This window comes from Mucilaginibacter sp., assembly GCF_036568825.1.
Taxonomy (GTDB): Bacteria; Bacteroidota; Bacteroidia; order Sphingobacteriales; family Sphingobacteriaceae; genus Mucilaginibacter.
Map to the genome: position 1 here is coordinate 124,535 of NZ_DATCRU010000026.1, position 12,664 is coordinate 137,198.

Consider the following 12,664-nt stretch of genomic DNA (forward strand, 5'->3'; position numbering starts at 1 on the left):
TGAGCCTTGTCAAGTGCTCAAATAATGTTATCTTCGGAAATGCCTGAACTATCAATTTATAATCAAAATGTTAGCAGCGTATTTGAATTATTAGGTCAAAAAGAGAATGATATTTCCTACGCTGTTGGATTTTTATTTAGTAGGTGTGAAACGTTTTTAAAGCTCTTTCTCAAGGAGCTTAATAATGACATCGATTTTCAACCGAATCTGACTAAAATTAGACTTCAACAACATGAGCATAAAAGCGGTTTCACTGATTTTGAAATAGTACAGGAAGGCAAATTTCACATTATTGTTGAAGCTAAGCGAGGTTGGAATTTTCCGACAGATTATCAGTTAAACAAATATGCTGGTAGACTAAGTTACTCTAAATCATTAGCTCATTATAGGCAAATTGTTGTATTCAATGAAAGCACTCTTGCTTATGTGAGATCTCATTTTAAACCTATTATAAGTTCAGGGGAGAATATCACAGTGATTTCGTGGAGGAGTTTAGCTCATATTGCAAAACAGGCGCTAAACACTCGAAAGCTAAATGAAAAGTACCTTTTAAATCAACTAATTGATTACTTAGATAAAATTAGTACAATGCAAAAAGTAGATAGTAACTGGGTATATGTTGTGTCATTAGGTAATGTACCCCCGCCTCAATGGAAGTTCAATTGGCAGGACGTTGTGACCAAATACAGTAGATATTTCCATCCTGTAGGTGGTACAAAGGGTGGATGGCCTAAAGAACCCCCGAATTATATTGCTTTTAGGTACAACGGTAGATTGCAAAGTATTCATCACATCGATAATTATGAAGTAATGACTAATCCTAATGCACATTTTAAAGAGATTCCAGACGCGAACTGGTCACCTCATTACCTCTACACTTTAGGTCAGGCAATTAGGCCGAATAAGGTAGTTAAAACAGGGAAGCAAGTTACGCGCAGTATGCGTGTGTGGGCAATGCTCGACCTTCTATTAACCTCGGAAACAATTGGGGAAGCGAGAGACAAATCAAAACAGCGATCTCATAATTTGTAACATACCTTAAAAAAGGGCTTATCATCAGTAAGAAAATGTTTAAATCAGTTATAAACGCCGATCTACAAAAAAAATGATGAAAGTCTATAAAAAATAAATGTATCTAAATTCCTTTCAAATGGGGAAAAAAAACAAGATAAAATTTGAGATAGATCTGATTAGCTCAAATGTTGTAGGTGTTACAACAAAAGAGGATGCTTTCAATGATGAAATTAATGCAGTCAATGTTAAAATCAGTAATTCGATTAAGCAAGCTTTATTAAATTCCGTTAGCTGGATACAGGAATTCAAACAATTAATAATCCCTGGAAAATATCTGGAGGCATTTGAGTTGTTAATAAAACATTCGAATTCGATACTTATTAATAAGAGTCCGTTAATAAATGATCTATTATTACTAAATGATGACGTTCTAAATCGGGAACAAAGGAAGCAGTATTGGGAAATTTTAATAGTTGTTGCTCATCAGGAGAGTGTCATAGGAAAAATTGAACATAAAATTGATCAATTTATTTTAGAATATGAAAGTGAATTAGAGCCGGCTTTTAAACAGGGGTTACTTTTAGCAAAAGCAAATGCCGCTGCTCAAAACAAAAAGTTTAATGTCGCCAATACATACTATAAACAAATTACACTTTCAAATCATACCGAAGTTATCGATATAGCTTTCGCATTCCGAGGACTTAGTTTAATTTCTGCGTACCCTGATGATGAGATTTTTAATCACTTACAAGCTGCGGATAAATTCTTGGAGGCTGGGAATAAAAATGAAGCGATTAAAGATATTATGTATGTTTCAAGTACGTATGAAAAGAGTAATCCACATGAAGCACTAAGATTGATCGATAGGGCAATCGGAATATATAATGGTGGCAATGGTATAAATAAAGAAGTTTCTGCAGGTTTATATCACAGAAAAGCCCTGTATTTACACTCTTTAAATAGTTTAAAGGACGCTTTTACTGCCATTGAAATTGCTTGCAAATTGAGAATCAATTTAGTAGGTAACGAACATGAAAAACATTCTTGCTTTTTCTTGGCAAAAACAATTGCCGATAAACTTAAATATAAAGTTAAATCTGCTTACTATGAAAAATTGCTTGACAATATTACACCTCTAATAACCAGTGAAGAATTTAAGTTACAGCAAAAAATATTATCATATATAAATACGAATTTAATCATTGATGGTGAACTTTTACAACAGGTCACTAATTCGGGCAACGAACTTTTTTTATTTAGTATATATCTTCATAACGGGAAAATCAATACTATACCATTTATAGCAAAAATTGAATGGTTGGATAAGGCCAACGCAATTTTGAATGACAAGATATTTGACAATTCTCACTATGCATTACTGTACTCGGTCATTGGCGACACTTATTTGGAAAATAAACAAACTAACGAAGCTATATTAAATTATGAAAAGTGTCTTAGTTACAACCCTTATTATCATCACGCAATTCAAAATTGTGGTGCGATAATGTGGAAAGAAAAATTGTGGACTAAATCTCTGACTTTTTTTAAAGATAGAATCGATGCTTTGGGTGAAACACCTGTATTGTGTTATGCCTATGGTCGTTCATTTTTTGAATGTGGAGATTATCAACAAGCATTTGATTATTTTAGAAAAGCCCAGCATGGACAAATTAAAAATGTTGATATAAAGCATTTTATCGATTTATGTTTAAATAAGGATACAAACCTTAAATTAAATATGCCCAAACCACAAAATGACACACTCGTTTCTCCTATTTTACTCGAAGATTTTCAATTTGCATTGGAGCATTTTTCTAAATCTGTTTCTTCTAATAGCCGAATGCATTTTTGGCAAAATATAAATGGAAAATACAAATGGAAATCACATCCAGAGGAAGAAGGAAAACAGCTATTAATTAATGCCCTTGAAATGAAGTTTGGCAAAGATGGTATAGATATTTCTCAAGAAAGAATAGCAGGTGCAGGGATCATTGATTTATATATAACATTGAGAGGTGGGTCTAAAGTAGTAGTTGAACTTAAAATATGTGGGGGCGCTGGTTATTCATCAACTTATGCATTAAGTGGGAAAGATCAATTAATTCACTATTTAGATAATGTCGGTACCAATGTCGGATTTTTAATTGTTTTCGATGGACGTACAAAACAATTTGGTAAAGGATTTCAGCCAATACAATCTATAGGTAACTCGACAATATTTACTATAGCAATTGATATGAATCCTCAAGTTATACAATGAAAATTTATTTCATAGATAGACCTGTTTATCGAGAAGTAAGTTCAATTAGCTCGGGTATTATTTTCAAAATCCAATCAGAAATTTGATGACCCCAGGTTTGAAATAAGTGTTTAACGAAACGTATCTAAACTAAATTGTACTCGGCTTTGACATAATCATATTGGGCGATTAAAACATCATTAACAATGGCTTTTTCCGTCTTCCCAAAGATATGCGTAGTAATCAGGCTCAAAGGTGATTCATCTCTGAGAATATTTGCGTTAATAATAAAATCAAGTACCTCAGGAGTACATTTATAACTGTTTATAAACCTCTCTCTGTCTTTGTGAGAGGAAGTTGAAAAACCACTTGTACTAACGCCGACGAAGTTGCCTAAAAAAATATAACCCTCCTTCTCAGTAATTAAATTTTCAAACTCCACAGCTTTATTAATAACCGTAGTGTGGTGCTCTTCAGCGTACTGTTTTAATTTTTGATAGCTATTTAAATATACCATACCATTTATTTTGGTGCAAGTTAAAGGGAAAAGAGATCACGAGTATTTGAGTTTTCTAAACACAGCACCTAATATTTTAAACATCAATGTTAATTAGTATCCCTTACTTGTTAATAATTACTAAGATCATTAGCTGAAAAACCGGGGGATGTTTTAACAATTTGTTAGACCTTCGAAATAAATTCAAATCATGGAAGATAAATTATTAGATATAGGATGCGATGGGGGGTCTATCATATTACAAAGAGTTTTATTACATGGTGTTTTTTTATTTAAAATTAAGAGCTCGGAATTTTTCAGTGAAGCAACCGAAAAGTCTACTACATATCTTAATATTGATGATGCGTGGTGTGGTTTAAAAGAGAATTGTCCTCACTGGCATCAACTATATTTAGTGTCTATAAGTGCCCAGATGGTGGATATATTAAAGAATGACTATATCTACATCACCAACAAAAACGAACATACAAAAGATCGCTGGCTCGAACAACTAATAGGATACGGTCTCGGCTTCTGACATATTAGGCTCCAATAAAGACGTTTTTAAACAGTTGTATTCAATTGGTTTATTAAAAGCGATGTTTTCGATCTGAAATTAAAATAATGGAATTAACGCCGTTAAAATTGGTTGAAGCTTTTGTTAAGATAGGGTGATTCGATCTTTTAATCAAACCCTTCACTAAAAAACTCGCGTAAAGAAATATTAAAGGCTTTAATAACCTTTAAAAGACTTGTGTATCTTAAATCTTCACCTCGTTCGTATCTGCCGAATTGCGCACGTGGGATTTCATGTTTGTAGGCAAAATATTCGTAATTACTAAATCCAGCTTTGATTCTTAAAGCTTTAATTCTATCACCAAGCTTTTTCAATTCTTCCTGTGTAGCTTGCAATTTATCGCCTTTATCATCTTCTGCCATGAAGTAAAATAAAGTAATGCCCGTTGCTTATATTACCATTAATAAATTCATACTAATTAGTAGTAAATTTTATATGTTTGTTTAAACCAAATCACAGTTCTTCCAATTCGAGGACTTTAATATTCACTATTGTTCTTGTTGCCAATTTCTGTTTAAGGTTGAGATTTATTTAAAAATTAACTGATAATAGGTATGTACAAAAAATTACTAATCGCAATTCTAATCTTTCATAGTTTAGGGGTTGCTGCCCAAACAAGAAAAATCGCTACTAATCAACCATTATTTATAGCGACAAAGCAGTTAGCATGGTGGTTTAAATATTGGACGCCTTCAGATGCAAAAGCACCTTTGGTTTCGCTAATTATACAAAGGCAAGTTTGCGGAATTGCAGATGCTGAAACCTACCTTGAAACGGTAGCAACGGATTTAAAAAGCCGACAAATAGTTTTTCAAGCATTCTATGACCTTACGCGAGGTGACCGCGATTATTTGTTTCTTAATTTGAAGAATCTGGGTTTAACGGCCGTAAATGCACGGGTAATTACAGATTATATTATAGCCAATTACCCTATCAAACAAGAAGCGCCGGTGCTAACCAATAAAGAAAAACAAGAACAAGAAAGAGCCGAAGCACTTAAAATAAAGGAACAAAAAACACTTGACACAATTCTTTCAAAAAACTACGACCTAATAAACTATCAAAACTTATACGAGCAATTTTACTCTAAATTGAAAAGTGCCGTTAAAGGCAGAATAGATAACAATTATGTGAAAGATTTTCCATCAATGGGTACAATTGATCAGCAATTTAAAAAGGTAGTTTTTAATAGCATATTATTCCCCGATTACAAATCGGTTAAAGAATTTAGTAAATCATTCAAAGGTTATTATGAATATAAGGTTGTCTATAATTATCACTTGGTAGAAAATTATCCGGGCATGAATGAGGAAGAAACTCAAGAGAACGCCGAGTTACTTGAAGGTCCCGAAAGTGATAAATTATTTGAACAACTTCATTTACAATTGCCAATTATTGAAATACCTGTAAAGTTTCAAGCTCTATATGAACTTAAAAAAGTTGATGCTCAACACGAATCGGCATTTTTTAAAGATTTAAGTATTGATATGGTAAGGGGCATAACAGTGGTGAATATTAAAAAGGGTAAAATATCATACTTGCGGTTTCCTCCATTACCAAAACTTGAATCCTTAATAGCGGATAAAATTGAGAGCAAGCCAAACGGGAAGTATATTGTAAAATATGAATTTGGAAATTTTCTGAATGATGGTATAAACAGCATAGTCGTTGATGAGGTTAAATAGGTTAATAGATATAAAACTCAAACATCTTATTTTTGACACACAGGCCACGGTTTAACATGGTTAAACTCCCAGTTGTAACTATCTATATAAAATAGTAGCTTTAAACACTTAGCAACGCTTCGGTTGCTATTGTGATAAGGTTTAGGTAAAAACCCCCAATGTGCGAGACAAATGGGGGTTTATTATTTTTATGTACATTAGTGTAAGACCTTATTAACCTAAATAGACAAAATCACAAAGGAAAAATCCTGAGTTCCATATAGCGCGAATCCTACAATTAACACTGTATCTGATGATACGATATGCAAAGGTTGACGGACAATTAAAAGAACCGACTCCGGGATCAAAAGGCATATGCCCTGGCTGCGGAAATTTACTTATTGCCAAATGTGGCTCGATAAAAATCCATCATTGGGCGCATAAGCAAAACTTGGACTGCGATCCTTGGTGGGAGCCAATTACTCAATGGCATTTGGACTGGCAAAACAATTTCGCACCGACATGGCGCGAGGTAATTTTTCAGGATAAGGAATCGGGAGAGTTTCACAGGGCTGATATTCAAACGCCACAAGGTGTTACCATAGAATTTCAACACTCCCCTATATCACTGAAAGAACTCGAAAGTCGTAATGCATTTTACAAAAAGCTGATCTGGGTAGTAAACGCAAAACCGATTAAGGGCTTATACATAACTAATTCTACGCCAAATCCTCAATCTCCTTTATTAGCAGATTATAATTTTTCGGTTGACCCTAATGGCTTTACTAATTTTGTTCATTTTTATTTAAAGGAGGGATCTCGCGGTTATGACCCTCGGAGAGCGGCGAGGATGTATAGCCTTGATGACCGTGAATTGCAGTTAGTAGCGGAAGAACACTCTAAAAGCCCACAACTATACTACCTTTTTAACTGGAAGCACAAACATAGAGCTTGGCTCAACTGTAGGGCACCTGTCTTCCTTGACTTTGGCGATGAATTGTTATACTGGATCAAAAGAAGAACACAAGAACCTTTTCCGCTGTTTTATTTACAGGTAGTAAAGAAAGAAGACTTTTTAGCTAAGTACTCCGGTCTAACGGATGGTTAACCGAGCAAGGAATGTGTGTAAGATTTCCTTTAATTTCTTTTGTTTGCAGGTGTTTTGTTACTTATTTGTTACTCAGTAAAACAAAAACACCTGTAACTTATTAAATTACAGGTGTTTATTATTTAATTTCAGTAGCCCGTAGGGGAATCGAACCCCTGTTTCAAGAATGAAAATCTTGCGTCCTAACCCCTAGACGAACGGGCCTTGTCGATTCAAAAAACTCCATTTAGAATCTTTCGTTTCGGGATGGCAAAGATATAGCTTTAAGACAAGTTTTAAAATAATTTTTTAAAAAATATTTTAGCCCTTTATAACAGTGTGATAATTAAGTCATAAAAACAATTTGACGGCTTATCCATTGTAATTCTTAGAGCCAATTGTTATACATTTATGTTGAATCAATAAAAAATTGTAAGGTTTTTTATCTGCCACGACTAAAATTCAGCCATTCAATAATTTATAAAACCGTATTAACCACTTGATAATAACCAGGTGACATGAAAACCTTCGACGCAATTGTAATAGGATCCGGTCAGGCAGGTGGGCCTTTAGCCAAAAAATTAGCCCTGTCCGGCAAAAAAACTGCCTTAATAGAACGAAGATACGTAGGTGGAACCTGCGTAAACGACGGATGTACACCTACTAAAACCTGGGTAGCTTCGGCCAAAGCGGCTTATACGGCCTCAAAAAGTCATGATCTTGGCATCGAAATTAAAGGCTTTAAGGTTAACATGGGTCAACTCCAGAAGCGAAAGGATGATGTGGTATCACTGTTTCGTAACGGAAGTCAGAAAGGCATTGAGGCCACAAAAGGATTGAGCCTGATATTTGGCGAGGCCACATTTACTGGTCCAAAAACTATTTTGGTAAAACTGAATGACGGGAAAACAGAAGAAATGAAGGCTGACCTGATCTTCATGAATACTGGTTGCCGCCCAATTATACCTGAGATAGAAGGATTAAAGGATACTGGTTATCTTACTTCGACCTCCATATTGGAATTGACCAAAATCCCGGAGCATCTGCTTGTTATTGGCGGAAATTATATCGGACTGGAGTTTGGGCAGATGTTCAGACGGTTTGGGAGCAAGGTCACGATAGTAGAAAAATCAGCAAGAATTGTATCCCGTGAAGATGAAGACGTATCAGAGAAATTAACCAGCATTCTTGAAGAAGAAAAGATCAAAATAATTGCCAATTCTGAAGCTGTAAAATTTAAAGAAACAGGAAAGGGAAATGTATCAGCTACAATTAAAACTAATGGGAAAGAGCAGAAGATAAAATGCACGCATGTGCTCATTGCCATAGGCAGAAAACCCAATACCGAGGTTCTTGCACTTGAAAAAACTGGCGTAGAAACAGATGAGCATGGCTTTATCAAAGTTAATGATAAGCTTGAAACCAATGTGGGGGGCATTTATGCTTTAGGCGATGTAAAAGGCGGCCCCGCGTTTACGCATATTTCTTATAATGATTTTACCATCATATACCGTAACCTGGTGAAGGGCGAAAATCTGAGTATTAAAGACCGGCTTGTGCCTTATTGTATGTTCACCGATCCGCAATTGGGAAGGATAGGATTGGATGAAACAGAGGCGAAGAAACGAGGCCTGAATGTTAAAGTTGCCAAATTGCCAATGGATCATGTGGCCCGGGCGATTGAAACAGGTGATACCCGCGGGTTTATGAAAGCCGTTGTTGATTCGCAAACGAAAAAAATATTGGGTGCAACGGTGTTGGGGCAGGAAGGCGGCGAGATCATGACCATACTGCAAATGGCGATGGAGGGCGGCATCACTTATGAGCAGATACGCTACTTCATATTTGCCCATCCGCTGTATGCCGAATCATTAAATAACCTTTTTATCACCATCGAGGAGTAGGCCGCCATGATAAAGGTTGAGCAACTGAGCAAACATTTTGGCAGCATTAAGGCCGTCGATGATATCTCTTTCGGGGTAAACGATCATGAAAAACTGATCCTGCTTGGAACAAGCGGCTGCGGGAAGACAACTACCCTGAAAATGATCAACCGGCTGATCGAACCCACATCAGGCAGTATATTCATTGATGGCAAGAATATCCATGATCAATCCCCTGAAATTTTAAGGCGAAGTATTGGTTATGTACTACAGAATAACGGTTTATTTCCGCATTATACAGTTGCTGAAAATATTGCCATCGTACCTCAATTATTGAAATGGGATGAAAAGCGCATTGACAATCGAATTGCTGAATTGATAGAAAAACTCCATCTGTCAAAAGACCAGCTTAAAGCGTATCCGAATGAATTAAGTGGTGGTCAGCAGCAGCGCGTTGGTTTGGCGAGGGCATTGGTTGCCGATCCACCTGTGTTATTGATGGATGAGCCCTTTGGCGCACTGGATAATGTGACCCGCTCAAAAATCCATGCTGAGTTTAAGGCTTTAGATGAACTGAAACGAAAAACAATCATCATGGTGACCCACGATGTGCAGGAAGCTTTTGAACTGGGCGACCGCATTTGCCTGATGGATAAAGGAAAGATCGTGCAGATCGGTACACCTACCGAGTTGTTATACAAACCGGCTAATCATTTTGTCGAATCATTTTTAAAAGAGCAACGACTGCAACTGGAGTTCAAGGCAGTCCGCATTAAAGATATCTGGAGTTTGCTGCCACATACCAGGAAAGCAGGAGATACTAATCTGTATGCTGATATATCCGTATGGTCGGGGATGGAGAGTTTTAAATTGAAGCAGGCCGATCACCTGAATATTACTTATGAAGACGAAACACGAGCGGTAGGCTTTGAGCAGTTGGTAACCGCATTTTACAAATACCAAAACGGCCGCAAGCATGAATGAGCATCAGCAAACTTTATGGGAGTTTATGCGGCAGCAAAGCGATAAGCTGCTGATGCAAACTCTGCAGCATATCGGCCTCACTTTTATTTCACTGATCATCGCTGTTGTGATCGGTCTGCCTTTGGGTATTTGGATAACACGAAGAAAATCCTTTTCAGGAATTGTTTTGGGCATAGCCGGGGTTTTGCAAACCATCCCCAGCATTGCGCTTTTGGGTTTTATGATCCCATTGCTGGGCATCGGTGCAAAGCCCGCCATCGTTGCTTTATTATTGTATGCGCTTTTGCCCATCATTCGCAATACCTATACAGGGATAACCGGTGTTGATGTCGCCGTAAAAGAGGCTGCCCTGGCAATGGGGATGGATAAATGGCAAATACTGTTTAAAGTAGAATTGCCTTTAGCTATGCCCGTTATATTAGCCGGTATACGTACCGCAACAGTTATAAATGTCGGAGTAGCTACATTAGCCTCTTACATTGCAGCAGGTGGTTTGGGCGAATTTATTTTCGGCGGTATCTCGCTAAACAACACCAATATGATATTGGCCGGAGCCATACCCGCTGCCTTGCTGGCTATCATATTTGATTTTTTGCTGTCGCGGCTACAGTATCTCAATCTAAGGAAAATAAAGACTGCCACTGCAACTCTACCACTGCTACTCTTAATCCTGGCGTCCTTTTACTTTATCCCTTCTGCATATGGTGGTAAATTAACAGCAGGTTTTACCCCCGAATTCATGGGACGCCAGGATGGTAACCTGGGACTGGAAAGCAAGTATGGGTTAAAGGTTCACCCCATTGTGATCAGCGATGCAGTAATGTACAAAGCCGCATATGAAAAACAGTTGGATGTGATTAGCGGATACTCTACCGACGGCCGGTTAAAGGCATATGATTTGATCGTTTTGGATGATGATAAAAAAATCTTCCCACCTTATTACGCAGCGCCCATAGTTCGGGAAGATGCTTTAAAACGATTTCCTGATTTGGAGAAAACGCTTAATCTTTTATCGGGTAAGATCATGGATTCAATTATGTCTGATCTAAACTACCGAACAGATTATCTGCATCAAAGTCCTGAAAAAGTGGCTGGAGATTTCTTAAAGTCGCATGGCCTTTTAAAGCCTTCCCGAAACGGTAGCAATGGTATTGTACGCATCGGCTCAAAGATTTTTGGAGAGCAGTATATACTGGCAAGCATGTATACCATGCTGATCAAGGGTTATACCGATTATGATGTATCAACTAAAACCGGTCTTGGCGGCACCAAAATATGTTTTGATGCTTTGAATAATAACCAGATTGACCTGTATCCTGAATATACCGGAACAGGTTTGCTAGCAATATTGCAACCCTCATCAAAAACAATAGATTCGTTAACTGCCGATAAGAATAAAACCTATGATTACGTAGCCAGCGAGTTTGAGAAGAAATATGGCATTAAGTGGCTTAAGCCGATCGGCTTTAACAACGCCTATGCGCTGATGATGCGCGAAAAACAGGCAAAACAGTTACATATTAAAACAATTTCAGACCTGAAAAGGTATTTGGAGAGCAACCAATGATAAAACTTTCCGACAAATACAGAGCGGTGCGGAAACGTACCGAACAGATTTGCGCCCCCCTGCAAACGGAAGATTATGTGGTGCAACCTATCGTGGATGTGAGTCCGCCTAAATGGCATTTGGGGCATACCTCGTGGTTCTTTGAGACTTTCATACTGAAGCCTTATTTTATGGGCTACCAGGAGTTTGACGATCAGTACAATTTTGTTTTCAATAGTTATTATGAGACTGTTGGAACAAGAGTGATCCGTACCGACCGGGGAAATTTAAGCAGACCTACCGTTATCGAAATCTATAAGTATCGCGAATACGTAGATGAGGCAATGGACAAATTTCTGTGCGGCGAAATATCAGATGATGTAAGAGAGCTATTGATACTGGGCCTCAACCACGAGGAACAGCACCAGGAGCTTTTATATACTGATATCAAGTATATACTGGGGCATAATCCTTTGTTCCCGGCTTATTCTAAAGATTATATTTCACCAAAACCATCTGAACCAGTCAATACAACCTTCATAAAAGTGGAAGAAGGTATTTATGAGATTGGTCACCAGGGTGACGGCTTTTGTTTCGATAATGAGTTGGGGCGACATAAAGTTTATTTGAATGCCTATGAAATAAGTCCGGTGCTGGTCACTAACCAGGAATACCTGGAGTTTATAAACGACGGCGGTTACCAAAACTTTCGGCACTGGCATGCGGAAGGTTGGGATTGGGTGAATAAAAACCACGTGGTATCGCCGTTATACTGGCACCAGATCAATGGCACCTGGTATAATTATACCTACAACGGGTTGCAACTGCTGAATCCGAAGGATGTACTGACACATATCAGCTATTTTGAGGCTTATGCCTATGCTGCATGGAAAAGCTTGCGTCTGCCTACAGAATTTGAATGGGAGGCAGCAGCCGGTAAGTTTGATTGGGGTTATCGCTGGGAGTGGACCGAAAGTGCCTACCTGCCTTATCCAGGCTTTGTAAAAGCACCGGGCGCTATTGGCGAGTACAACGGCAAGTTTATGGTGAACCAGCAGGTCTTGCGTGGAGCATCAGAAGTGACATCTCCTGGTCACGGGCGCGTCACATATCGCAATTTCTTTCAGACAAATTTACAATGGCAATTTACTGGCATACGTCTTGCTAAATAAAA

The 12,664-nt window shown here is 37.6% G+C and carries 11 protein-coding genes and 1 tRNA gene; 9 read left to right on the forward strand and 3 right to left on the reverse strand.

Annotation, left to right across the window (positions count from 1 at the left end):
- The first annotated feature begins 39 nt into the window (after nucleotides 1-39).
- Entirely contained in the window at nucleotides 40-1,032 is a 993-nt protein-coding gene (locus VIM89_RS05610; protein ID WP_488155154.1) for a PDDEXK-like family protein, read from the forward strand.
- Nucleotides 1,033-1,150: 118 nt separating this feature from the next.
- Nucleotides 1,151-3,274: a tetratricopeptide repeat protein gene (locus VIM89_RS05615; RefSeq protein WP_488155155.1), complete on the forward strand. Its 2,124-nt coding sequence runs from the start codon at nucleotides 1,151-1,153 to the stop codon at nucleotides 3,272-3,274.
- Between the two features lie 124 nt (nucleotides 3,275-3,398).
- Here VIM89_RS05615 and VIM89_RS05620 read toward each other — a convergent pair whose 3' ends face one another.
- Nucleotides 3,399-3,770: a hypothetical protein gene (locus tag VIM89_RS05620; protein ID WP_488155156.1), complete on the reverse strand. Its 372-nt coding sequence runs from the start codon at nucleotides 3,768-3,770 to the stop codon at nucleotides 3,399-3,401.
- 190 nt (nucleotides 3,771-3,960) lie between these two features.
- On the opposite strand from VIM89_RS05620, the gene VIM89_RS05625 reads away from it, so the two are divergent.
- Nucleotides 3,961-4,287 (forward strand): hypothetical protein, encoded by a 327-nt coding sequence (locus VIM89_RS05625; protein ID WP_488155157.1) that lies wholly within the window; start codon nucleotides 3,961-3,963, stop codon nucleotides 4,285-4,287.
- A gap of 146 nt (nucleotides 4,288-4,433) precedes the next feature.
- Here VIM89_RS05625 and VIM89_RS05630 read toward each other — a convergent pair whose 3' ends face one another.
- The gene (locus VIM89_RS05630; protein ID WP_488155158.1) at nucleotides 4,434-4,688 is read right to left on the reverse strand and encodes a helix-turn-helix domain-containing protein; all 255 of its coding nucleotides are present in this window, start codon (nucleotides 4,686-4,688) and stop codon (nucleotides 4,434-4,436) included.
- Between the two features lie 192 nt (nucleotides 4,689-4,880).
- Between VIM89_RS05630 and VIM89_RS05635 the strand changes: the two genes are divergently transcribed.
- Both VIM89_RS05635 and VIM89_RS05640 read left to right on the forward strand, forming a co-directional pair.
- Nucleotides 4,881-6,011, forward strand: coding sequence for a hypothetical protein (locus tag VIM89_RS05635; RefSeq protein ID WP_488155159.1), 1,131 nt, complete (start codon nucleotides 4,881-4,883; stop codon nucleotides 6,009-6,011).
- 292 nt (nucleotides 6,012-6,303) lie between these two features.
- Nucleotides 6,304-7,098, forward strand: a complete 795-nt coding sequence (locus VIM89_RS05640; protein ID WP_488155160.1) for a competence protein CoiA — start codon at nucleotides 6,304-6,306, stop codon at nucleotides 7,096-7,098.
- Between the two features lie 132 nt (nucleotides 7,099-7,230).
- Here VIM89_RS05640 and VIM89_RS05645 read toward each other — a convergent pair.
- Nucleotides 7,231-7,302, reverse strand: a tRNA-Glu gene (locus VIM89_RS05645).
- Nucleotides 7,303-7,595: 293 nt separating this feature from the next.
- Here VIM89_RS05645 and VIM89_RS05650 point away from each other — a divergent pair.
- Genes VIM89_RS05650 through egtB form a run of 4 tightly spaced genes read left to right on the forward strand, consistent with a single transcriptional unit; the run spans nucleotide 7,596 to nucleotide 12,662 of the window.
- A complete protein-coding gene (locus tag VIM89_RS05650; protein WP_488155161.1) occupies nucleotides 7,596-8,981 on the forward strand; it encodes a mercuric reductase in 1,386 nt (461 codons plus the stop codon).
- A 6-nt stretch (nucleotides 8,982-8,987) separates the two neighbouring features.
- On the forward strand, nucleotides 8,988-9,944 hold the full coding sequence (locus VIM89_RS05655; protein ID WP_488155162.1) for an ABC transporter ATP-binding protein: 957 nt from the start codon (nucleotides 8,988-8,990) through the stop codon (nucleotides 9,942-9,944).
- Complete coding sequence (locus VIM89_RS05660) at nucleotides 9,937-11,511, forward strand: ABC transporter permease/substrate-binding protein (protein ID WP_488155163.1); 1,575 nt, start codon at nucleotides 9,937-9,939, stop codon at nucleotides 11,509-11,511. The genes VIM89_RS05655 and VIM89_RS05660 overlap by 8 nt, the downstream gene beginning before the upstream one ends.
- Nucleotides 11,508-12,662 (forward strand): ergothioneine biosynthesis protein EgtB, encoded by a 1,155-nt coding sequence (gene egtB / locus VIM89_RS05665; RefSeq protein WP_488155164.1) that lies wholly within the window; start codon nucleotides 11,508-11,510, stop codon nucleotides 12,660-12,662. The genes VIM89_RS05660 and egtB overlap by 4 nt, the downstream gene beginning before the upstream one ends.
- Nucleotides 12,663-12,664 lie beyond the last annotated feature (2 nt).